Genomic DNA, 24,660 nt, shown 5'->3' on the forward strand with positions numbered 1-24,660 from the left:
GTATCCCCCTCCTCTTATTATTTTACAAGCTCTTTGCTTCGTTTACTTTCTTCAAATGCTGTCATTTCAGCATCGAACTTACTCATACCAGTATCGAGCAGGCTCTTGATACGGTCTTCCATTTCACGATAAGCCGTAGGGATGACACGTACGAATTTAGGTGCGTAGGTATCCCAGTCATTCAAGATGCGATGTCCTTTGGGACTGTTGGTATATTCCACGTGCTTCGCGATCATCTTGTATAGCTCCGTGATTTCCTGCTGATCAGTCAAGCGCTCGAGATCTACAAGTTCCTGGTTGCATTTACTGTCAAACAGTCCTTGTTCCTCTTCCAGGATATAAGCGACACCGCCGGACATACCTGCTGCGAAGTTACGACCGGTTGCACCTAGAACGACGACTTTTCCGCCAGTCATATATTCGCAGCCATGATCACCGATTCCTTCGACAACGACATTTGCTCCACTATTACGGACACAGAAACGCTCTCCGGCGAGTCCGTTGATATACGCTTCCCCGGCAGTGGCGCCATAGAAAGAAACGTTTCCGACAATCGTGTTGTCTTCCGGAACAAATGTAGAGTCCTGGGAAGGATGGACGATGATTTTCCCGCCGGATAAACCTTTACCGACATAGTCATTGGCATCGCCAATCAAGGTCATCGTCATGCCTTTAGGAATAAACGCACCGAAACTCTGTCCGGCTGATCCTTTCAGGTTCAGGCGAATGGTGTCTTCCGGCAAGCCCTCCGCACCATGGCGACGGGTAATCTCGCTTCCAAGTATCGTACCGGTTACCCGGTTGATATTACGGATAGAATGGTTTACTTCTACCGGTTCTTTCGTTTCAATCGCTTTTTTACATAGTGGCATCAATTCTTGCATGTCCAGTTTCGAACCCAGTTCGTGATCCTGCTGTTGAACCTGGTAAGTTCCGCCGCCTACCGGTACCGCCGGCTGATAAAGAAGCGAAGTAAAGTCGATGCTTTTCGCTTTCCAATGATCGATCTCTTCTTTCGGTTCTAATACATCGGAACGACCGACCATTTCATTAATGGTGCGGAAGCCAAGCTCCGCCATTAATTCGCGTGCTTCCTGCGCAATAAAACGCATGAAGTTGGCAACATGGTCAGCATCCCCGGTGAATTTCTTACGGAGTTCCGGGTTTTGGGTCGCGACGCCGACTGGACAAGTATCCAGGTGACAGACACGCATCATGACACAGCCCAATACGACGAGCGGTGCCGTAGAGAAGCCGTATTCTTCTGCCCCTAACAAGGTAGCGTAGATAATATCGCGTCCAGTCATCATCTTACCGTCTGCTTCAACAGCAATACGGTCGCGCAGATTATTCAGAACGAGTGTCTGGTGAGTTTCGGCAAGTCCGATTTCCCAAGGCATACCAGCGTGCTTAATACTGGTCCGCGGAGCTGCACCGGTCCCTCCATCATATCCACTGATCAATACATGGTCGGCTCTACCTTTTGCTACACCGGCAGCGATCGTACCTACCCCATCGGCAGAAACAAGCTTGACGCTGATACGGGCTCTTGGGTTAGCGTTTTTCAAGTTGTGAATCAATTCAGCCAGGTCTTCGATGGAATAGATATCATGGTGCGGTGGTGGTGAAATCAATTCAACACCTGTGGTGGAACCACGCACTTCCGCAATCCACGGGTACACTTTCTTGCCAGGCAAGTGACCGCCTTCTCCAGGCTTGGCCCCTTGAGAAACTTTAATCTGCAGCTCATCAGCGTTCACCAGGTAATGACTGTTGACACCGAATCGTCCGGATGCAATCTGCTTGATGGCACTGCGGCGCAGGTCCCCATTTTCGTCCGGAGTGAATCGCTCAGGGTTTTCCCCGCCTTCCCCGGAGTTACTTCTTCCACCGATCTTGTTCATGGCAATCGCAAGTGCCTCATGGGCCTCTTGACTGATGGCACCAAATGACATGGCACCTGTTTTAAACCTTTTACAAATATCATCGACCGATTCGACTTCTTCGATTGGAATCGAACGCCGATTTTTAAACTTCAGCAAGCCACGGAGTGATTGCAGGTTGTTCCGCTCATCCGTAAGCAGCTGGGAATATTCTTTGAACAATTCATAGTTATTGGAACGGCATGCATGCTGCAATAAATGGATCGTGTGAGGATTATATTGATGATCCTCTCCATTTTCACGGTATTGGAACTCATCCCCCGCTTCCAATTGCTTAGAAGCTACACGATTATCACCATAGGCACGCTCATGACGCATCAATACTTCTTTTTCAATGACATCAAGACCAATCCCGCCAAGACGGGTAGACGTCCATGTGAAGTGCTTGTTTACAACTTCACTGCTGATACCGACGGCTTCAAAAATTTGAGCACCGCGGTAACTTTGGATTGTCGAGATCCCCATTTTCGAGAGTACTTTGACAACTCCATCGGTAACCGATTTGACATAGGAGTCAACTGCTTCATCAAACGTGATGCCCTGCAGGTCGCCTCGTTCAATCAAGTCATTGAGGGAATCGAACGCCAGGTAAGCGTTAATACCTTCTGCACCATAACCAAGCAATGTAGCAAAGTGATGAACTTCACGAGGCTCAGCCGACTCGATCAGCAGACTCACTTTGGTGCGTGTTCCCTGGCGGATTAAATGATGATGCAAGCCTGATACTGCAAGTAAGGCAGGAATAGCAGCTTTGTCACGGTTTACTCCGCGGTCCGATAAGATGATTAACGTGGTGCCATTTTCTACTTCCTTATCCGCTTTGGCAAACAGCTCCTCTAAAGCGGCTTCCATCGCTCCTTCTCCTTTTGCATCGAATAGGATGGACAACGTTGCTGCCTGGAATCCATCGACGTTCTGCTGACGAAGCGTCTCCAATTGACGGTTGGTCAAGGCAAACGTATCAAGACGGATATGTTTGCAGCTATTCGGCTTAGGATCGACCAGGTTTCCTTCTGCCCCAATCGTCGTACCTACTGCCGTTACGATTTCTTCACGGATCGCATCAATCGCAGGGTTGGTTACCTGGGCAAAAAGCTGTTTGAAATAGTTATAAAGAAGCTGAGGCTTTTTTGATAACACAGCGAGCGGGGAGTCGTACCCCATGGAACCGACCGGGTCCTTTCCGCCGGAAACCATCGGCTTCAGAATCTTACTCAATTCTTCAGTCGTATAACCGAAGGCGAGCTGGTGATCCAGCAGCTTTTCATCTTTTGTCAGCGGAGCTTCTTCCACCGGTTGTGGAAGATCATCGAGATCAAGCATATGCTTGTTGATCCACTCATCATATGGCTGCTCTTTGACTACCTGCCCTTTGATCTCCTCATCTGGAATGATTTTTCCTTTTTCCAAGTCGACAAGAAGCATCTTGCTTGGCTGTAAGCGATCTTTATATTCAATTTCATCGTCAAAGATATCCAGAGCGCCTACCTCCGAACCAAGGACGATCATGCCATTTTTCGTAACATAATATCTTGCTGGACGAAGGCCATTACGGTCAAGGCATGCCCCGATCTGGCTGCCGTTAGTGAAAACAAGCGCTGCCGGTCCATCCCACGGCTCCATAAGCGTGCTGTGGTACTCGTAGAAATCACGCTTATCTTTTTCAATGGACGTGTTATTCGGCCAAGGCTCCGGTACCATCATCATGGCTGTATGGGCCAGTGAACGTCCGGATAAATGCAAGAATTCAAAAGCATTATCGAACATAGACGAGTCACTGCCATTATCGTCAATGACCGGCAGGATTTTCTCTAAATCCTCTTCATTAAAGTATTCCGATTGGCATAACGTTTGACGCGCCCGCATCCAATTGACATTTCCTCGTATTGTATTGAATTCACCGTTATGAATGGTATAGCGGTTTGGATGGGATCTTTTCCAGCTTGGGAAAGTGTTCGTACTGAAGCGGGAGTGTACTAATGCCAATGCGGATATAAAATCAGGGTGGTTCAAGTCAATATAAAAAGAGTCTAACTGTTCAGGGATGAGCATCCCTTTATAAACGATCGTGCTTGTTGATAAGCTGCTGATATAAAAATCATCACAAGCTTCCATCTTGCCAATTTCATTTTCTGCACGTTTACGAATGATATATAGGCGTCGTTCAAATTCCATCCTGTCTGTGATTTGTTCCGATTGTGCTACAAACACCTGACGGATGAACGGCTTCGTTTTCTTGGCACTGTCACCGACAAAGGAATCGTTGACAGGCACCGTACGCCAGCCTAACAGTCCTTGGCCTTCCTCACGGATGATATCTTCGACAATTTCAATACATTGCAATCGTTTGTACTCATCTTGAGGAAGGAATATCATACCTACGCCATATTCCCCTTCTCCGGGAAGATCGATACTTTCCTTCTTACATTGTTTTAAAAAGAAACGGTGGGGTATCTGTGTTAGTATACCGGCTCCATCCCCCGAGTTGACGTCGGCTGACTGACCGCCGCGGTGTTCCAGGTTACACAGAATGGTAACCGCGTTTTGAACGATATCATGGGATTTTCTTCCGTTGATATTCGCGATCATACCGATTCCACAAGCCTCATGCTCATTGGCAGGATTGTAAAGACCTTGTGGAACTGGGTATCCGTGTTTTTCCATGATCATTCCTCCTCTATATAGTAGAAAAACCTGGTTTGTCACCAAGTGCTGGTGGCAAAAGCATTAGTCTTTCTTATAATTTATCCCTTTAACCAAGAAGAACTTGTTTAAAGGATTTAAAATTGTAGTGTTAATGAAAAAATTCAGTCTTTTCGAGTATGAAAATTAGTATACCATGAAATTGTCAGTCAATTACAGCGTTATACAATAACTGCAACTTTAGACCTATGCAATGTTACGAAAAAGACAACGCTTTCATGCGTTTCTTTTTGCTTATAAACCCTTTAATGACAAGGGTTTTCCGAGTTTTCATTCTTCGAAAAAATTTTTTTGTGTAAGTTATCCTAAAAAGTGTTAATTTTTACTCTGTATAAAAATAAGATAATCATAGTATTTATACAAAAAACTGTATATTTCAAGTAGATGGACAGCCTATTTATTAGAAATTGAGAATTTCCTTTACATACATAATCCCCTTGCATCCAGCAGCCGGGGATTATTTTCGTAAATAGGGATAGCGAGTCTTTTGCTCCACACTTTTTTTATATGGAAATACCATTAAAAAAGCAGTACCCCCCTTATATAGGAAGGTACTGCTTTTAAAGAATCTATATAATGAGCAGCTTACTGTTGTCCAAACTCCAGTACAGGCTGCTGATGGATAGGTTCCGTTTGTGGTGTTATGCGCTTGCGTTTCTTGATACGTGTAACCAAGGAATCAAACGCTGCATAAACAGAGAAAAAGCCAAAAACAGTAAGAGACAAAATTGATAGAGAGGTTACCATACTCGCTATCCCCTTTCATTAATCTTTATATATTAGTATTTACACCTATATAATATCAAATTTTATTATAAAGTAAATACATTTACGCAAATTCTTAAAAATACTGTCGTATTCTTGGCTATATTGTGAATAACTTTAAATTTACAGAAAAATCGCACCCCCGTTTCCGGGGAATGCAAGTGTTAATTTATGGCTTTTTCTCCATTGATATAGCCTGCCCCATATATATTTGGGTTCTTGTCCTTCCATAATAGATCAGCATTGCGCATCAAGCGGCCTTTGATCTCTTTTGGAGAATCTTCCGGGTGTCTCTGTTTCACCAGAGCGACGATACCAGCGCATATTGGTGTAGCCATCGATGTTCCGGAAAGCATAAAGTAGTGGTCCTCCACTCTGGCTGTTTTCTGTGCTTTATCCAGATAAGAACCAGGTGATCGTAACGAGACAATGTTAACTCCTGGTGCTAATATGTCCGGCTTTGTTACATCATAGATGGTTGGTCCTCTGCTGGAAAATTTCGCTACTTCATCGTCACTTCTAGTATCTGCTGTATTTTTATCGTCTAGGGCACCGACAGTGATTACCTGATCGCTTACTCCTGGGCTTGCAATCGTTTTTGGTTCAGGACCTTCATTTCCTGCTGCTACACAAACCACAATTCCTGCACCCCAGGCCGCCTCTACGATTTTCACCATGGGATCTTGATTTTCTGAACCGAAATTCTGTGCGGCTGCCCCTAAGGACATGCTGATGATATCGATCCGGTTATTCGGGTGTTCTTCGTTATACTTGATACACCATTCGACACCTTGCATGACTGTTTCCAGTGAGCCCGAACCGATTTTATCCAATACTTTGACACCGATAACGTCAGCTTCAGGGGCTGGTCCCCGATATTTACCATTAGAGGCTGCTCCATCACCGGCAGCGTCCCCTGCACAATGGGTACCATGGCCGTTGTCATCATATGGCTCGCTACGGTCGTTGATAAAGTCGACAAACCCTGTAATTCTACCGTTTAAATCTTGATGTGGATGAATTCCTGTATCAACAATCGCAATCGTTACACCCTTCCCTGTCAAACTTGCTCTATTACGTACGATGTTATGCGCGTTGGCTGCGGGGACAGCTACGTCAAGCAGTGCATTGACTTCGTGGTTAAGATATACTTTTTTAATATGATTACACTGGGTTAACAGGTCTTCCAGTCCTGACGGGGTAACTTGAGCGCTGCAGCACGATATTCTGCCAAAATCATGCTTAAACTTACAGCCCCTATGGCGTTCGAGTACTTCGTGGAGCTTGATACAGTCTGCTTCATAATAGTTTTCTTCAAACTCGACAACCAGGGAAAGCTTCTTTCTTTTCTTCACATAACCTTCAAACATACGGTGCAAAAAGCACGGTGTCCATTTGAATGGACGGTAGCCATTCAGGATTTCTTCCCGGAGTGGCTTTTCCAGTTTATCCGCATGCGTTCTTACCATTTGAACCATCGAATAACCAAACATTTTCCTTTTCCCTACCTTTCGTTGGAGTTCTTATAACCTATGAAGATAGGGAAGAAAGGGAAAGGTGATTGTCCATGATTCTAGTAAATTGGCTAATAACCTGTAATATGTAGATGTCACGAAACATTCCAGCAGTTGATTGGGGCGGAATCTGATCGCTTTCCGCGGACGAACTTGCGAGCCTCCTCGTTCGTACCTCACTGTGGGGTCTCGCCCGCTCGTTTTTCCGCAGGAGTCTCTCAGATTCCGTCCCAATCAACATCATTGCTAGATACTTTATAGATGTTTCAAGATGGACTTCATCCATAAAATGTTCCGTTTTTTCTATTTTATATTCCTGATGCCATAGCAACGGAAATCTTAAAAGTCACAAAAACCCCCTGAGATGGTAAGTCTCAGGGGGAAGTTGTGTGATTAGAATGGGTTGGTTGCCCATTGGGCGGATGTTTTGATAAAAATACGTGGATGGAGCTTCAACTGAGCGATAATATATTCAGCGATGTCTTCTGGCTGCATGAATTTTTGTTTTTCTTCTTCGGTAATATCGCCTTTACCAGTAAGTTCTGTAGCCACCATGCTAGGTGTCATGGCAAATACACGGATGTTATGTGGTCTTACCTCTTGCATCAAGGCTTCGCTCATACCCAGCAGACCGAACTTGGAAGCACTGTAAGCGGTCGATCCAGCGGTCCCCTTCAAGCCGGACATGGACGAAATGTTGACGATGTCTCCACCCTGTTTTTCAATCAGTTGCGGTAAAACGTTTCGGGTAACATGGTAGACACCATACAAATTGACATCAATGGTTTGCTTCCAGTCTTCCGGGTCCATTTCCAGGAAGTTCCCTTTTTTCATGATTGCTGCATTGTTGATAAGGATATCAAAAGTACCTAGTTGATCTGTCAAACTTTCTACCGCTTTTTCAACTTCTTCTTCTGAAGAAACATCGGTGACAGCATAGGCTGCTTGTACACCAAGTGTTTCTGCTTCGGCTGCTACTTCTTTCAATGCCGCTTCCGTTCGTGCAATCAACCCGACATTGGCGCCTTCTTTTGCTAAGGCAAGGGCAGTCTCTTTACCGATCCCTCTTCCTGCCCCAGTGACCAGAGCTACTTTACCTGTTAGTGATTGTGCCATCATTCATTCTCCTTTCTATAATTCTATCCATTCTAAGCGTATCAGAAAAAAGCATATCTGTTTATTTAGACGCCTCCCTTCTTATAAACTGAAAAAGTAATACCAATAGGGAGGAATCAAAATGGGAAAGAACGAACAGTTTAAGCAATACTTTTTATCTCACCGCATTGTGACGAATGAATTGATCGGAAAAATCAGTACAGAGCATGTCGATTATCAGCCAACCCCTACTTCTATGCCTGCACGCACATTAGCGCATCATATGCTGAAAAGTTTTTATCAGTTCACTTCTGCCGCCGCTCAGCAACAACCTAAAGAGCTATTTGAAAATGAAGAGGAAATTTCCTTGAACGAATTGGCAGAAGTGTATACAAAAGAATCGGAGAAACTAATCAAATCCATGTCAGATGAAGATTTTTCTGCCACCATTGACTTGACGGAAATGATTGGCACTAAGCTTCCAGCAGAGCAAGTATTGAACTTGGCTATGGATCATGAAATCCATCATAAAGGAAACTTATTCGTCTATGTCCGCGAAATGGGCCATACCAATCTTCCTATGTTTGTCAAACAAGGGTAAGGCCCATAGTATATTTACATAAAAGTAAACCCGAGCAATGAATGATCCACTGCTCGGGTTTCTTTTTGTCTTAGCCTCACGTTTATCTCGATTCTTCATAGTCTTTCGGCTTGATTTCTTCACCATTTTTTCCGCTATAACGTAAACCCCAGCCTGTCCATGCCGCAATCAGCATGACAAGCAAAAGTCCCCAGCCTTGGAAGACAAATGGAAACACTTCGGTAGGACTTACAACTGGAAGGAAATCATATTCCTGCGCAGCACCCTGGATGGTTGCCCAGGCAAGCAGCACACCACCACTCCAAGGGAATATATAGCCAAGGGACGAGGTCACGGTATCAAGAAAGTTCGCTCTTCTGTATGCATGGATGTTCATTTCTTTACCGATTTTTCTTACAAATGGCGCGGCAGCAATTTCTGCTGCGGTATTGATAGTGATAAAAACATTTAAGAAGGCGACGATTGCGAACATGGAAAGCTCCGCTCTGCGGACAACATTCTTAATGATATTCAAGAAAAAGTTTTTGATTACTTCCATGGTACCGGCCACTTCCATCAAGTGAGCGGCTGCCAAAATAAACAGTATCAGGATCGCCATATTAAAGTAACCACCGATCCCGCTCATCAGTGCCCCTTCAATGACTGCATCTCCCGACTCATCGCGATAGACATGGAGCACTTTAGTCAGGCTTGTCCCTGTCAGAAAAATGAACCCTATGGATGCAACAATTCCCCATGTCAGAGATGTCAGTAAGTGGTGGCCCGATAAGGCAAGATAAAGGACGAGAATAAATGGCAAAAGCATCAATAACCCGTTCGGGCCGACCTGACTTTGGAACTCCTGAAGAGCTGCCGCGCTTTCAGCTGAACCTCCGCCACCAAAAGTGACAAATAAAAGCAATGCCGGTATTGCAGCTGCAATCGAGTATTTGAACCTGGATCGGACTACGCCAGGTACGTCGGCGTCCTGCGTTGTTGCCGATACAATCGTCGTATCGGATACAGGCGCCAGGTTATCTCCAAACACGGCACCACTCAAAATCGCCGCTAATAAGATAACCGGATCAGCTCCAAGGATGACACCTGCCGGATACATTAAAATACCAAAAGTAGCCACAGTCCCATAACCCGTCCCGACTGCTGTCGCAAACAGAGCGGCAAGCAGGAACGTCAATCCGACGAACATACCGCCTTCTACACCAGTTTGAAACCCAAACCAGATCAGTCCATCGACTAACCCGCCGGCAGAAAGCAATGTCGCAAACATTCCAGCCCAGAACCAGGCAATGACCGCGATGACCCCGATCGGCTGCGCCATACCTGAGAACAGACTTTGAGCGTAATCCGACCATTTCGATTTTGTAAAAAATAGTCCGAGCGCAATCCCGATAACCATACCAAGGACCAGCGCTTCTTCCGTGACGAGCTTCGCCACGCTGAGCGAGATCGCCCAGATGATGAAAAACACCAATGGAATCGTCGCAGCAAAAACACCGCCGCGGAATTCCAGCTTCTTGATCGATTTTTCACCGACCGCTTCATTAATAGCTTCATCGTGTTGTTTTTTTCCCATAAAACACCCTCCAAGAAAAATTTTCACTGCATCAGTGTATCATATCTACGATTTTTGTAAACGTTTACAACAGGATGCAGAGCTCGGGGACAGGCTCCCATTTATACTTTCGAACCATACCTGGATTTTCTGGCAAGGGAAGGGCAATTATTATTAAATAAGTTTGCGGGAGGGCAGGGATTTCGATCATAAGAAACTTAAATAAACCCGGATTTATGATCCGGGCTTATCTTTATGCTTTTCATTCTGTTTTTCCAGAGCAAATTAAATATGCTCTGAGGAACCCTAACCCATATACACACTATCACACGTATTAGCCTGTGGTTCATAATAACAATGATTTTTAAATTGACCAGCAAAAGGCTGGCCGTACCAGGTTGGCGGGCACGGAGCATATGGATTGAAATACCAAAGAGAAAATTTCGCCGGGTGTTGCCTCCAATAATCTAAATTCTTTTTTGCTAATCGTTTCTCAACTGACCTCGCTCGGTTATAAAATACATTGCCCTTTTGGACAGCTTCAAAAGAATAATTTCCACCTTGCACCTGAAAAATGACATCATTAATGTTTCTTACATCTTTAAAATCTAAGCAATCCGCTATTGCGCGATTAACAATGACATTGCCGACGTACAACATTCCCTGCTTTCCTTCCCCTTCGGCTTCCGCTCTCATCATCCTTGCCATTAAGGCAACATCTGAATCTCTGTACTTCACTCTTGGCATTTTCTCACCCCAAAGATATTGTATGAAAAAAGCCAGTATTCAATGAGAGTTAATTTCAGATGAGCTGTTTCTCTGTATTTAAGGGCTGTTAAACCAGTTTCCCTGCTCCTTCTGGTCTGGTTTTTAACGAACCGATAAAGACTGTCTGCTCACGGTTTTCTTTTCCACTGGTCAAAAAAAATCGAGTGTAAAACCTTCCTGATTTCACACTCGATGTTATGCCATTTATTTTCTTTTGATTTCGCTTAAAATTATTCCTGACTCGGGGACAGATGGCATTCTTACCGTACTGTAGGTCAAATCCTGTTCGGGAACTTGATAGATGATGTCTTTTGTCAGAAAATCGAGGCTAGCCTTCATAACGCGTAATGTTGCCCATTCTCCCGGACAGCGATGGTTTTTGTAATAGTCGCCTCCTCCTTGCGGGATCAGGTCGAACAGGCCTCCATTCCATTCATGGAATCGTTCCGGGTAGAACTTATACGGTTCTTCCCAGAGACGCGGATCATGGTTGGTTCCGTAAATATCAAGCAATACGAGCCGGCCTTTTTCGAATTTTATATCATTCCAGATAAAACCCCTGCGCACCCGTGCTCCTAAAAACGGTCCGAACGGATAGTAACGGCGTACTTCCTGGGAAAACATCTCCAAAAAAGCATCATCCGCTTCTTGCAGTTTCCTGCGATATTCCGGGTGTTCATGCAACGCTAATGCGCTGAAAGCTATAAAGTTTGTAATCGCGACGATAGGACGCAGCACATTAATTAATTCGATGGCTGCCATTTGCGAGTCAAGATGCTCGCCGTCCAAATCACGGTGGAAGGCCATGGCATAAAGCGCTGTATCCTTTTCTGCTTCCAACTCGCCATCACGTACTTCATGGATTATCTTCTTAATCCACGCTTCGCCTCGTCTTCTGGCTTTTCTTCCTTGCCGGTGTCTCGGTCCGACCGCTCCGAAGGCATCAACCATATCCCAAAAGTCATCTGCCCGCTCTTTTACTTCTTCCTCTTCTAACGGAACGCCGGCCCAGCGGCAAGCAACACGGCAGAGCACTTCTTTCGCTTCCTGAAAAAGGACGGTTTCCTCTTCCTTTTCCCACAGGGAAAGTCTGGCCCACCATTCTTCTGTTGTCAGATCCGAAAGCTTCTGCAGCCTGTCCTCTGTCATCAGGGACATGAATAATTGTTTCCGGTGTTCATGGGCTTTTCCATCCATCCCTTGGATAGCATTCTCTCCAAACAGTGTCTTTTGAATCCGTTTTGGCGCGGCGTTTTTTCGGGTGAATTTATCTTTGTTATAAAAAAGTTCGGCGGCTTCTTCTCCACTCATACAGATCACTTTTTCTCCTAACAATCGTGTTTCAAAAACATCCGATCCATAGGTTTCACATCTGTTCTGAATGAAATGGTACCCTTCTTTTAGTAAAGCAAGGCTATTATCCAGTGTTTTTTCACGTGGGACTGGAGTTACTGCATTCATCGGAATAGATCGCTCCTTTTCCATCTTAAAATAGTTTTGTACTTATGTTCCCCAGAAACCTCTCAGCAAACCCGTTGCATATCGGAGGGATACCGAGAAGTTCAGCTACATATGTTGAAAAGTAAGGAGTTGATCACTATGAATAGTAAACAACTATGCCAACAGTTCGGAAGGATATTGGGAGGAGAAGCGAAGTTTGAGCATGGGGTTTGTTCGGTAGAGCTTGAACGCGACTTAAAGGTGAAGATTCAAGGTCGGCCAAGTAAAGCGGAGCTTCATGCTGAAATGATGTTTGAATCCCTTGACCAGAATGGCTGGGCGTTGAATATGGGGGAGACGGTGATTTTAGAAGAGGAGGTCTATCCATTTATTTCGATTCTGCAGAGAAATGGCATCCTGGTCAGCGCATTGCATAACCATTGGCTGTTTGCGGAGCCGACAATATTATATCTTCATTTTCAATCGGTAGAACCCCCATTGTCGTTCGCCCATAAGGTGGCAGAGGCGTTACGGGTGTTTCAGAAATAAACGGGCCATCCATTATGGATGACCCGTAAGTAAGTTTTATACTGGTCCCCACCCGATCATTACGGCAATGACCAGCATGACTATGGCAATAACCGTCCAAATAAGCAGCAGAGGCAGCATCCATTTTGCCCATTTCATCCATGAGACTCCTGCAACTGCTAAACTGGCCATCAACGGACCAGAGGTAGGGAAGATACTATTAGTAAAACCGTCACCAAATTGATAAGCCTGGACAGCAACCTGACGTGTAACCCCAATCATATCTGCCAGTGGGGAAAGGATTGGCATGGCTATCATGGCTTGCCCGGACCCGGATGGCACAAGAAAGTTCATGGCACCATTAGCTACAAACATACCTAAAGCTGCAAAGACAGGTGACAGCCCTTCCAATGGAACAGATAGTGCATGTACAAATGTATCAAGTATTGCTGCGTTTTCCATCACAATCAAAATAGCCCTTGCCACTCCAATAATCAAAGCACCATAGACAAGTTTTTGGCAGCCCTCTAAAAAAGTAACGGCAAGCTTGTTGTAATTCATACCAGCAATGACTCCAGAAACAAGACCAATGATAATAAAAAAGGCAGCCATGTGATCAATCGTCCATTCATATTGAATGGTCGCGAATATGAAAAACAGCAAAGAAATTCCTACAAAAGAAAGAATGATTTTATGACGACCTGTAAAAGGCGCACTCAAATTATCATTACTTGGTTCATCTGCTTCCAATACACCGATCAAGCTTTTGGATGGGTCGTTTAAAACTTTCTTAGCATATCCCCATGTATACAAAATGGTTGACCCTACAATGACCACAAACGCGATTAAACGTAATAACATTCCAGAGAAAAGCGGGATATCTGCAATCGACTGGGCAATCCCGACAGTATAAGGGTTCAGGAAACCGACGTTGAAACCGGCAAATGTAGCACCGAATGTGATGGCTACAGCAACAATCGCGTCTAATTTCAGTGCTCTTGCGATAATTACTCCAATGGCTACAAAAGGAATGACAGAGTTAGCTACAGCCCCGACTGCTCCGCCAAGGGCAAACAATACAGACACTACAGCAATCAACCAGAACTCTTTTCCTTGCGTCTTATTGACCGCTCGTAAAATACCTCCCTTGATGGCTCCGGAACGCTCAACTACTTCAAAAGCTCCACCGGCAAATAACACTAGAAAAATCAAACCGGCGGACTCTATCATTCCAGTCTGCAACGCTAAGAATATATCCATGAATCCAGTAGGGTTTCCTTCGACTGTTGTATATGTACCAGGGACGACTCGTTCTACTTCATCAACTACTTCTCTTTCAAAGGAGCCAGACGGCACGAGATAAGTGGCAATAACTGCTAATAATAGCACCAAAAACAAAATGACGTAGGTATCTGGCATCTCCCATTTTTTCTAGTTTTATTTTTTTCATGATGTTTTTCCATCTTCTTTTCAGGTTGTGCACTCATTTATATTAATACCCCATATTTTATTTTTATACAAAACTACCATTCTCCCCTCCCGCCAAAAACCTTATTTAATAATATTAATTGAGTTGATAACTTGAATGATGTTGTATATTATATAAGTTATAGTGAATAATTGCAAAGTGGTTTTTGTTATTATGGTAGATTATTAGGAGGCTTTCTCATGATTCAATCAATGTTACAATTACTAGATGAGCTATATCCCGAAATAGTGGAAATTCGCAGAGATTTACATATGCACCCTGAACTTTCACACCAGGAAAAGCGTACCCCTGCAAGAATTGCTGATTATTTAGAAGACTTAGGTTTGGAAGTGAAACGAGAGGTCGGTGGAAATGGGGTGGTCGGTTATTTACAAGGTGGTCATCCCGGGAAAACCATTGCACTAAGAGCAGATTTTGATGCTCTTCCCATGCAGGATGAAAAAGATGTACCTTATAAATCAAAAGTGGATGGCGTTAGTCATGCTTGCGGACATGATGTTCACACGGCAGCGCTGTTAGGAGTTGCAAAGGCTTTAAGTAAAATAAAAGATGAACTTGCTGGAACGATCGTCTTCATCCATCAGTTTGCAGAAGAAGTCAGTCCGGGTGGGGCAGAAGCAATGATTGCTGATGGCTGCCTTGACGAGGTTGATGCGATCTATGGAGCACACGTCTGGTCCGATAATCATACTGGTGAAATTCTTTTCAATGAAGGTTTTACAATGGCTGCAGCGGACACGTTTGAAATCGATATCCAGGGAAAAGGCGGGCACGGGGCTCTTCCACATCTGACGATTGATCCTGTCGTTGCAGCCAGCCAGCTGGTTGTAAATTTACAGCAAATCGCCAGCAGAAATGTAGATCCCTTAAAAGCAGCTGTCATCACTGTCGGCTCTTTTCATAGCGGAGAAGCACTAAATGTCATTCCTGATTCCGCTTCGGTAAAAGGTACGGTACGTACATATGATGAAAAAATTCGGAAAATGATTAAAGACAAAATACAAAAAACAGCAGAAGCGTTGGAAGTGCAGACTGGTGCTGCAATAAGTATCGACTACCATTTTGGCCATGCTTCTTTATACAATCACCCAGCGGAAACAGCTGCATTAAGGGTATTAGCAGTAGAAAATTTACCGGCGTTCAATGTTAAACAAATGCCACCGTTTATGGGAGCAGAGGATTTTGCCTATTACTTAAAAGAAGTCCCAGGTACGTTTTTCTTCGTTGGCGGAAAAAATGAAGAAATGAATGCCATCTATCCTCATCATCACCCTAAATTTGATGTGGATGAAAGCTCCATGACTACGATCGGCAAAGTCTTCCTGCTTGCTTTAATGAATCATGGAGTTATTTCTGAAGAGGAACAAAAAATAGTAGAAGTTTAACAGGAAAGGCTGGCCTCATCACGGCCAGCCTTTTTCAGATTAAAAACCCAGTTCTTTCTTCCCTCCGACAACCGGAAGTGTAACGGTACTTTGTCCAAGTGATACCTCAAACTCTACTGGCTCATCATAAGCGTTGATATACCTGCGGTCACTGCTTGCAATCACTACACCGATCCGGTGACCTGGTTTGAACACATAGTCTTCCGGATGCAAGTCAAATCGGAAATGATAGTTTTTGTCCGGCTTTAGCAACTCTTCGTAGGATAAAGACTTCCAGTTCTTCGCATCCATCCAGCCACGTGTAACAATTTCATATGGAGCTTCATGGGTAACGATTTCTGTTTGTTTATAGCAGGCGTCGTCGCCTTCTATTCTCGCGCCCCAGCAATCTTCTACATCGAGGGTGCGGATCCCTTCGCCGCGATTCGTGTGGTTGATCCGTTCATCGCTGCCATAGTCAACAATCAAGGCAGTCAGCCCGGCATCTTCCATATCGACATTCGAACGAATTTCTACCGATGGTGTGCCGCTGAACCTTACTTCCTCTTCCAATTCAGGAGATAAAAACATTAGACGGTTCTCGCTTTCTGTCAATTCATTCGCTGCCATATCACTTTCCGACTGACTCGGGTCGTTAATAAAGAACTGATCGAAGTTTCCCCGCACTGGCCCCGTGGTCAAGGTGCCAGGGGCTTCATCGTCAGCAGGAGCGAGCCTGATTTTTGTTTCCCTGGCCTCATCTGCCGGCCACGTTTCATATGTCTCCCATTCTTCTTTTCCTCGTTCGATATCGGCCATCGGTTCATCCATAATGCCGTTGTCAATATCAAGGAGCCAATGATCGAACCAGCGGTGCAGTGTATTCACCCATTCGTCTCTTCTGAAATCGAACGGATCGACGTGTCCGGTTTGGGTGAGCCATATTTTTCTTGGCACATCGTTTGCTGACAGCTCTTCCCACCATTGCATGAAATGCTTTGGTTTCACGTTAAAGTCATTCAATCCATGGATCAAAAATACACTAGCTTCTACATTGTCAGCCTCCGGGACATAGTTGCGCTCATCCCAGAATTGATTGTAATCCCCTGTTTCATCGTCAGCTTCCTGGACCATTTCTTCACGGACACCTGCACATGCTTCTCTTCGTTCCGAATTGACTACCGTATTAGCAAGACCAGAAGGACCATTCCTCCAATAAATCAAGCCGCCATAACGATAGTAGTCATACCAGCTGGAGATGGCGCCGATGGGTACAATCGTTTCGAGTCCTTCCACACCGGTGGAAGCTACTCCATTGGCAAGCGTGCCGTCATAGGATTTTCCAATCATGCCGACTTTCCCTGTCGTCCAGTCAGCAGTGACTTTTACCCCGTCTTCTGTATAAGCGGGCGCATTGCCATTCAGCCATTCCACCACAGCCTTGATACTCTCCGTCTCCTCTGGACCTCCTGTGTTCGGGCAGCCATCAGAATTATTTGTGCCTACCATATCAGGAAGCACGACTGCATACCCTCTTGGAACAAAATAGTTGTCATAGAATAACGGAAACTGTTCATTTACCCCGTCACCGTCCGTATCTTTTATTTCTGATTCATTACCGCGGCCAAGCCTTTCATAATAAGGGCTCGCATCCATGATTACCGGCACCTCTAATCCATCCTCTGTTTCACCTGGACGGATGATGTCTACAGCTATCCGATCCGGCTCTCCATTTCTATCTGTATCTAAATCGGATTCCACATAGACTGTTTCACGAATGGCATCTTCATAAGAGAAAACAGGCTCTGTCACACCATCCTGCAGTTGATGTGAAGACCCCTGTTCTTCCGCGCTTACCGGGACTGTGACTGCAAACAACGCAATGATGAATAGACTAATAGACAGCAGCCACCCCTTACCACTAGCTTTTATCATGTAATTCCTCCCTTAAAAAATAGAGAGGGTGCCCTGTATATATACACCCTCTCGAAAGTTGTTATCCGCCTTTTAGCTCTAGCAAAAAGCGTACCGGAAGGCTCAATCTTCACACTTATCTTCCTCCCTGATTTTAGCTAAAATGCTTACTTATGTAGGATTCATGGTGGGGGAACACGAAGGTCAGTCGTCGGAGCAACAATAATGCATAGGTAATAACTAGTAATCTATCCTCCTTTCTTATATTAGAGTTATCGTAATACCAAAATCTAGGAAAGGCAATGTTATCAGAATATTTTGATATCATAGGACTGATAAGCTAAAAAATGAAGGGTTATAGGCCTAGATACCTTTTGAATATTTCGTATCACGAAATATTATATATGGTTAATTAGAATCAGTTAAGTACTTCACATAACAAGGTCTAAAGAATCATCAATCTAGGCATTTGTGAAATTCATCGAAAATTACAAACCCTTAACATTCTCTCCATACTAGATTAATAGTTTCTCCGTAATATGAGTGCTGTACATCAATAACATAACGTAATGGGAGGAATCAGGTTTGTTTAACAAAAAGTTTTCAAAGAAATTGCTGCCCGTGGCTATCATGTCTACGGTTGTTTTTGGAAGTACGGCAGGAACATTAGGGAATGAAGCTGCAGCAAAACAAGACACAGGTAATAGCGAAATTAAAAATGTCATTTTCCTGATTGGTGATGGCATGGGCACTTCTTACACTTCAGCTTATCGATACTTAAAGGACGACCCTTCTACCCCTTACACGGAAAACACAGCATTCGATGAGGACTTGATCGGCATGCAGGAAACGTATTCATGGGATGAAGAGGAAAGCATCACAGACTCGGCTGCCGCTGCTACTTCGATGGCTGCCGGAATTAAGACATACAACAACGCTATCGCTGTCGACATGGAAAAGAATGAAGTGAAGACAGCTTTGGAACTGGCAAAGGAAAAAGGAAAATCGACCGGGCTTGTCGCCACCTCCCAGGTGAACCACGCAACACCGGCATCGTTCGGTGCACATAATGAATCCCGCCATAATTACAATGATATTGCCGATGATTATTTCGATGAAAAAGTGAATGGCGAACATAAAATTGATGTCATCCTTGGCGGTGGAACTTCTTATTTTGACCGGGAAGACCGCAATCTTACCGAAGAATTCCAGCAGGACGGTTTCAGCTATGTAGATTCACGTGAAGAAATGCTGAATGATGACAGTGAACAGGTACTTGGCTTATTCGCACCAAAAGGGATGGACAAGATGATTGACCGTACAGAAGACGTACCATCACTCAAAGAGATGACATCTTCGGCTTTAGACCGCTTAAGCAAAAACAAAGATGGATTTTTCCTTATGGTGGAAGGAAGCCAGATTGACTGGGCGGGTCATGATAATGATGTCGTAGCTGCAATGAGTGACATGCAGGATTTTGAAGAAGCTTACCAGGAAGCAATCGAATTTGCCAAAAAGGACAAGCACACGCTAGTGGTCACAACGGCTGACCATTCTACCGGCGGGATGGCTATGGGGCGTGATGGTGAGTATAAGTGGGATCCTGAACCGATCAAAGCCGCGAAGCGCACACCGGACTTCATGGCTGCTGAAATTGCAGATGGTGCAGATGTAGAAGAAACGCTCTCCAGCTATATCGATCTGGAATTGACACAGGAAGAGATCCAATCGGTTAAAGATGCGGCTGATAAAGGAGATACAACAGAGATTGATAATGCCATCGAGCACATTTTCGACGTTCGTTCCGGCACGGGTTGGACGACTGGGGGACATACTGGTGAGGATGTTATCGTATATGGCTACGGCCCACAATCCGACCAGTTCGCAGGTCTGCATGACAACCATGAAATCGGACAGAAAGTGATGGCAGTATTGGAAGGCAATCGAGGAACAGTGAAAAAATAAGAAAACGCCGCTGTCTCTAGGGCAGCGGCTATTTTTCTAACACGGTTTGAATAAGGAGGCAAGGAGCATGAAGCATCTGCTGATTGCAGGTTTCAGCGTGATTTTGTTAGCCGGCTGTTCAACAGATGGCAATAGTAATGAAAGCCATGCCGAAGCAAAGGACAGCACGGTACCATTTGACATCCCAGAAAAAACAACGTATACGAACAACCCACAGGCAAGCGACGACCGTGAGCTCCAACAAGCAGGCGATCACGTCGAGGATGAAAACGGCCAGCTGACACTCAAGGCCATCAAAGAAGGGCAAACTGTTGAAGAAATCGGGCCGATACAGCTTGTAATCGAAGATATAAAAGTGATGAACTACTCCCCGTCACCTGACCTGATCGACTATTTTCATGCATTCAGCCATAATGAAGCGAACTTCGACTATATCAAGTTTACCGTTGCCATTAAAAACACCAGCGATCAGCCAGTTAATTTTGCCCCGATAGATTTACTGGAAACGAACAAAGGCGAGAAAAAAGATTTCGATGACGATTTCTATCTGGAAAATCTCTATGGAGACTATGAACCTGGTGAAGTTAAGGTTGGAAATATGGGTTTTGTGCTGAATGAAACCAGTGTCGAAGAACTTGAGTCTATCACAATTAAAACGAGTGATGTCATGGATGGCGAACAGAAGTCTATCAATGACGGCGAGGAAATGACGATTACTTTTAAATGATTTTAGCGACAGTATAGACCATATCCCTTGAGGGTGTGGTCTTTTTTATATTATTTAAAGGAGTTTTGTAAGTTAATGTCAAATCAATGGTAGAGTATGGTGAACCAAGGAGCAGGCTATCATACAGAAAGGGGCATCTGGATGAAGAGGCCATTAGGGGTTACATTAATCAGCTATTTTTACATATTTGGTGCATTGGTTTTATTATTTACGGCTATCTTTTATCAGGCTGAAGCTCAACCTATTAGTATAGCAGAACGATTCGGAATACCAAACGCCCCTGAAAAAATCGTAAGAGTGACTGTTGCTTTGTTTTCCGCAGGAATGATTTATGGTTATATGAGGTTGAAAAAATGGGGGTTCTGGTTAATGGTATCCTACTCGATTCTTTTTGGACTAATTAGCCTGCTGCTTATCACGGACCAATCTCCCCAGCCCTACACCGGTAACTTTGTGTGGTCTATGATTGTTTTGATCTATACGGTTTATGTAAGAGATGTATTTTTAAATAAAAGCTTCCACTATAAAAAGAACTGACCAGCCTAAGCCAGGCTGGTCAGTTCTTCTCTTCAGAAAAAAATTTCTTCAAACCTAATCCGATAAACGTACCGATCAAACCGGCTATAGTTGTCCTTACCAAGCTTCCCCAATCGGTTGGCCCGTCTTGTAAAAAGCCCAACACAATCACAACCACGATCGCCCCAAACACGTAAGGCGAGCCTTTCTTTATTACTTCTATCAAAGGGTTTACCCCCCTACTCCTTTACGGGTGCAAATACCGTCTGGTTGCGCGCAGCTCCAAACCCTGCTGCTATCATGACAACCAATATTCCAATAAATATTACGATCGGTGTGATGACAGTTGCGGACACATCAAGTATCATTCCGATCAGGGTCGGACCGATGGCAGCCAAGGCATATCCAAATGATTGCGCCATTCCGGATAACGCCGCACTCTCACGGGCGTTGGCAGCACGGAGACCAAGAAGGGTGAGGGCAAGGCTGATACTGGACGCCTGCCCCATCCCCATCAGCATGACACTCCCGGTCAGCCAGCCAGTACTGGTGCTTACTAACATTCCGGTCAAGCCGGTAAGATACAGTACCCCTATCATCATGATCAGTCCCCGCTGGTTACGGAAGCGGTCAGCCAGCACGGGGGTCAGAAAGGTCATCGGCAGTCCGGCCAACTGCATCGTGGAAACCATCCATCCTGCTGCCGCAATCCCAAGTCCTTTTCCAGTCATGATCTCCGGCAGCCAGGTAATCAGGCTGTAAAATAAGAATGATTGAAGTCCCATAAAAATAGTCACCTGCCAGGCTATTTTCGATTTCCAGATCGGAGGGCCTGACAGCCCGGCGATGGTTTTATCCTCGTTTTTCACCGGACGGGATAGCTGGGGAACCCATAATATAGCAGCAATCAGGGCGAGCAGTACCCAGGCGAACAGCGCTTTTTCCCATCCAAGCCCCAATCCTTCAGCAAGCGGGATGCTAAGTCCTGAACCGACTGCAGAAAAAATGGACATCGAGGTGGTATAAACAGCTGTCATCAAGCCGATTCTTCCTGGATACCTGCCCTTGATGATTCCCGGAAGCAGCACATTGGAAATAGCAATCCCTATTCCAACGAGCGCAGTACCCGTATATAACGTCGGCGCAGCGGCAATGTAGCGAATCGAGATGCCAAGCATCAGCGTCACTAACCCTGCGAAAACCATCCGCTCATAACCAAAACGGTTTCCGAGCTGCGGAGCTAGAAAAGAAAATATCGCAAAGGAAATCAACGGCAGTGTGGTGATAAATCCGGCAGCCCCATAGGAAATCCCAAGATCGATTCGAATGGAACTGATGAGCGGACCGACACCCGTTATTGCCGGCCGCAAATTGAACGCCACAAAGATGACGCCTATGATGAAAAGAATCTTTTTCGTTTGTTGAGGGTGGTCTGTCATTATTATTTTCCTCTCGTGACGTGAATCTTTATTTATCATCCTACCATTTTCAAAATTATTGTAAATCGGGAAGACCTTTCAAATAAGTTGCCCGTAAACGGAAGGGAACGTAAAATAGAAAGAATATAATACATCGATGGAAGGGGTGATGAAGCGTTGAAGAAACTTTCACTCAAAGACTACTGGCTGGGAAGACTGCTCGCTTCTGACCCCGGGCGTAAACGGTTGAACCAGGCGGGCAAAGCAACCCTCAGTTTAATATCAGCGGTGTTTACCGTCATTTCCTTATATGGCATGGCTGCACAGGAAGCACTATCGCCCGCAATCGTAGCCGGCATGTGTGGAATGCTTGGAGTCATGGCAGTGATGGACGATACAAAACAGGAAAAACAAGTAACCACCGGGCTGCTTGTAATTTCTGCTATGGGCGGTGTGACATTCGGTGCACTGCTGGCGGAAAGTGTGTTTCTCGTCTCCTCACTTATGGTCGCTGTTGTTTTTTCCGCTTTTTATTTCACCCGTTTCGGAAGCAGGTACTTTTCCCTTGGCATGATCGCCTTCATGACAGTCTATATTTCATCTTTTTTAAAATTATCACCCGCTCAGTTCCCGTGGTTTTATATCGCAATTGTCATTGGAGTCAGCTACGCTTTTCTCTATAACTTCATTATTTTCAAAGATTCTGCACATATGCTGAAGAGAAGCATCCAGTCCTTTCATACTCAGGCAAACCTCACTTTCCAATTGCTGATCGATATGATCGAGGATCCGGAAGTAAAGGAATCCCGGGCGAAAAAACTTTATTATAACGTTGGGAAACTAAGAGAGTATGCCAGAAACGTTGCCACGGATTTGAACACCCATGATGTTAGCGAATTATGGCCAGGTCTTACAACATCACAAGTAAGACTTTATGTATTCGATGCCGCCATGTTTGTTGAAACCTTAGCGGATTCGCTTGCAGAACTGAAGCGGAACGATGCATTTGAAACGGAAGAAGTGAGGCAATTACTCGTGGAGGTCATCGTTGCACTTCGGAAAGCCGATGTGCTCTCCCCTGCCTACGAAAAAGAAAATTTGCATATCGCTCAACGAGCCACTGTGAAATTTCGTGATACGATCAATCAGCTATTTGAAGACCATGGCCCCCGTCCCAAGGGCAGGCTTTATTTATTGCGACGTATCGAGTCGATTGCTGATCATGTCACCAACGGGGCAATCGAAATTCAGCTTTCCTTGCAAACAGGAGATAACGGACAACACGCTGATGAGGAACAGAAGAATGAGGACGAAGAAACCTCAGAAGAGGAAAAGAAAGAAGGACTGAAACCTTCCACGAAGAAAGCACTCCAGGCCTTGGCAGGCGGAACCATCGCCGTTATTGTCGGTCATATCATTTCACCGATCCAGCCTTACTGGGTGATTTTGACGACATTCATCATCTTACTCGGGACAGAAACCGTTGGCCGCACCTACTTGAAAGGATTTCAGCGATCCGTCGGAACGGTTATCGGAGCGATTATCGGGTTCGGACTTGCCCGCCTTGTTTCCGACTATACTGCCCTTGAAGTGCTGCTGATCTTTATCGTCGTATTTTCCGCCTTCTACATTTTGACTGTTTCCTACACGGCAATGAGTATTTTCATTACGCTGCTTATTGCCTTCATGTACGACCTGTTATTAGGCGGAATCAGCTTTGCTTTATTAGGCGCTCGTGTTGTGGATACGATTGCCGGCGGAGCAATTGCGTTTATCGTATCGGCGGTACTCTTACCGACAAAAACCCATGACAAGGTAAACGAGACGTTCGCTGACTATCTGGATGAGTTAAAAGGGTATGTGATTCCTTATGTAAGAAGCTTTCATGAGCCGGTTAAGGTGAAGGACCTGGCAGAACAGGCGTTTACAATGGAAGAAAAAGTCCAGGCCATCAAAGACGAATCCCGCCCGATGCTGCAGCGGCCGGGCGCAATGAAGCGTTCTGAATTATCGCGGTGGATTACGATTTTCACAGCGATCAACTACTACGCCAAACATCTGGTGGCTTCTGCTTATCAGAAAAATTTTGTCTATCCGGAGGAACTGAAGGATGTTTTTCCGAAGATGGAGGAAAAGTTGGCACATAACCTTGAGGTTCTGTCCGCAAAAATTAAAGGCGAAGCGCATGCAGCCGAATTATATGACCTGCAGGAAGAGCGAGCCCAAATTGAGCGCCTCGCCCCTGGAAGCGAGCAGGGACATGGGGACCTCGTTCACCACCTTTATTATGTATGGCGCATTAACCAGTCGCTGTTAGTACTCGCAGTAAAATTAGGGTTGAAATAAAAAAGGACTCCG

18 protein-coding genes are annotated in these 24,660 nt (G+C 44.9%); 7 read left to right on the forward strand and 11 right to left on the reverse strand.

Translation table 11 applies throughout. From position 1 onward, the window contains the following. Window positions 1–17: 17 nt before the first annotated feature. From gltB to ACGTNI_RS11685, 4 genes are all read right to left on the reverse strand, one after another. Window positions 18–4,607 carry a glutamate synthase large subunit gene (gltB, locus tag ACGTNI_RS11670; protein WP_394462566.1) on the reverse strand — a complete coding sequence of 1,530 codons (4,590 nt, stop codon included), beginning with the start codon at window positions 4,605–4,607 and terminating at the stop codon, window positions 18–20. Between the two features lie 624 nt (window positions 4,608–5,231). After that, window positions 5,232–5,393 (reverse strand): hypothetical protein, encoded by a 162-nt coding sequence (locus ACGTNI_RS11675; protein ID WP_176223950.1) that lies wholly within the window; start codon window positions 5,391–5,393, stop codon window positions 5,232–5,234. Window positions 5,394–5,575: 182 nt separating this feature from the next. Further along, window positions 5,576–6,904, reverse strand: coding sequence for a S8 family peptidase (locus ACGTNI_RS11680; protein ID WP_394462568.1), 1,329 nt, complete (start codon window positions 6,902–6,904; stop codon window positions 5,576–5,578). 414 nt (window positions 6,905–7,318) lie between these two features. After that, window positions 7,319–8,041 (reverse strand): 3-ketoacyl-ACP reductase, encoded by a 723-nt coding sequence (locus ACGTNI_RS11685; protein WP_394462570.1) that lies wholly within the window; start codon window positions 8,039–8,041, stop codon window positions 7,319–7,321. Between the two features lie 121 nt (window positions 8,042–8,162). On the opposite strand from ACGTNI_RS11685, the gene ACGTNI_RS11690 reads away from it, so the two are divergent. Further along, complete coding sequence (locus tag ACGTNI_RS11690) at window positions 8,163–8,621, forward strand: DinB family protein (RefSeq protein ID WP_394462571.1); 459 nt, start codon at window positions 8,163–8,165, stop codon at window positions 8,619–8,621. Window positions 8,622–8,703: 82 nt separating this feature from the next. Here ACGTNI_RS11690 and ACGTNI_RS11695 read toward each other — a convergent pair whose 3' ends face one another. From ACGTNI_RS11695 to cypC, 3 genes are all read right to left on the reverse strand, one after another. Further along, on the reverse strand, window positions 8,704–10,194 hold the full coding sequence (locus tag ACGTNI_RS11695; protein WP_394462573.1) for a Na+/H+ antiporter NhaC family protein: 1,491 nt from the start codon (window positions 10,192–10,194) through the stop codon (window positions 8,704–8,706). Between the two features lie 285 nt (window positions 10,195–10,479). Continuing rightward, on the reverse strand, window positions 10,480–10,920 hold the full coding sequence (locus ACGTNI_RS11700) for a cell wall hydrolase (RefSeq protein WP_394462575.1): 441 nt from the start codon (window positions 10,918–10,920) through the stop codon (window positions 10,480–10,482). Window positions 10,921–11,145: 225 nt separating this feature from the next. Next, the gene (gene cypC / locus ACGTNI_RS11705) at window positions 11,146–12,402 is read right to left on the reverse strand and encodes a CYP152 family fatty-acid peroxygenase CypC (RefSeq protein ID WP_394462577.1); all 1,257 of its coding nucleotides are present in this window, start codon (window positions 12,400–12,402) and stop codon (window positions 11,146–11,148) included. 138 nt (window positions 12,403–12,540) lie between these two features. On the opposite strand from cypC, the gene ACGTNI_RS11710 reads away from it, so the two are divergent. Beyond that, window positions 12,541–12,930: a DUF1259 domain-containing protein gene (locus ACGTNI_RS11710; RefSeq protein WP_394462579.1), complete on the forward strand. Its 390-nt coding sequence runs from the start codon at window positions 12,541–12,543 to the stop codon at window positions 12,928–12,930. 36 nt (window positions 12,931–12,966) lie between these two features. Here ACGTNI_RS11710 and ACGTNI_RS11715 read toward each other — a convergent pair whose 3' ends face one another. Further along, a complete protein-coding gene (locus ACGTNI_RS11715) occupies window positions 12,967–14,328 on the reverse strand; it encodes a YfcC family protein (protein ID WP_394462581.1) in 1,362 nt (453 codons plus the stop codon). Window positions 14,329–14,577: 249 nt separating this feature from the next. Between ACGTNI_RS11715 and ACGTNI_RS11720 the strand changes: the two genes are divergently transcribed. Beyond that, the gene (locus ACGTNI_RS11720; protein ID WP_394462583.1) at window positions 14,578–15,783 is read left to right on the forward strand and encodes a M20 metallopeptidase family protein; all 1,206 of its coding nucleotides are present in this window, start codon (window positions 14,578–14,580) and stop codon (window positions 15,781–15,783) included. A 39-nt stretch (window positions 15,784–15,822) separates the two neighbouring features. Here the strand turns inward: ACGTNI_RS11720 and ACGTNI_RS11725 are convergent, their stop codons facing one another. Continuing rightward, a complete protein-coding gene (locus ACGTNI_RS11725) occupies window positions 15,823–17,697 on the reverse strand; it encodes a Xaa-Pro dipeptidyl-peptidase (protein ID WP_394462585.1) in 1,875 nt (624 codons plus the stop codon). Window positions 17,698–18,261: 564 nt separating this feature from the next. Between ACGTNI_RS11725 and ACGTNI_RS11730 the strand changes: the two genes are divergently transcribed. The 3 genes from ACGTNI_RS11730 (at window position 18,262) to ACGTNI_RS11740 (ending at window position 20,905) form a co-directional block, all read left to right on the forward strand. Further along, the gene (locus tag ACGTNI_RS11730) at window positions 18,262–19,641 is read left to right on the forward strand and encodes an alkaline phosphatase (RefSeq protein WP_394462587.1); all 1,380 of its coding nucleotides are present in this window, start codon (window positions 18,262–18,264) and stop codon (window positions 19,639–19,641) included. A 67-nt stretch (window positions 19,642–19,708) separates the two neighbouring features. Beyond that, window positions 19,709–20,368: a hypothetical protein gene (locus tag ACGTNI_RS11735; RefSeq protein ID WP_394462589.1), complete on the forward strand. Its 660-nt coding sequence runs from the start codon at window positions 19,709–19,711 to the stop codon at window positions 20,366–20,368. 141 nt (window positions 20,369–20,509) lie between these two features. Next, the gene (locus tag ACGTNI_RS11740; RefSeq protein ID WP_394462591.1) at window positions 20,510–20,905 is read left to right on the forward strand and encodes a hypothetical protein; all 396 of its coding nucleotides are present in this window, start codon (window positions 20,510–20,512) and stop codon (window positions 20,903–20,905) included. 19 nt (window positions 20,906–20,924) lie between these two features. Here ACGTNI_RS11740 and ACGTNI_RS11745 read toward each other — a convergent pair whose 3' ends face one another. Together ACGTNI_RS11745 and ACGTNI_RS11750 are read right to left on the reverse strand one after the other, a co-directional pair. Next, entirely contained in the window at window positions 20,925–21,110 is a 186-nt protein-coding gene (locus ACGTNI_RS11745) for a hypothetical protein (protein ID WP_394462593.1), read from the reverse strand. Between the two features lie 13 nt (window positions 21,111–21,123). Next, window positions 21,124–22,323, reverse strand: a complete 1,200-nt coding sequence (locus ACGTNI_RS11750; RefSeq protein WP_394462595.1) for a CynX/NimT family MFS transporter — start codon at window positions 22,321–22,323, stop codon at window positions 21,124–21,126. A 156-nt stretch (window positions 22,324–22,479) separates the two neighbouring features. Between ACGTNI_RS11750 and ACGTNI_RS11755 the strand changes: the two genes are divergently transcribed. Beyond that, window positions 22,480–24,648 (forward strand): FUSC family protein, encoded by a 2,169-nt coding sequence (locus tag ACGTNI_RS11755; RefSeq protein WP_394462597.1) that lies wholly within the window; start codon window positions 22,480–22,482, stop codon window positions 24,646–24,648. Window positions 24,649–24,660 lie beyond the last annotated feature (12 nt).

Source organism: Thalassobacillus sp. B23F22_16 (assembly GCF_043496955.1).
Classification (GTDB): Bacteria; Bacillota; Bacilli; order Bacillales; family Halobacillaceae; genus Thalassobacillus; species Thalassobacillus devorans_A.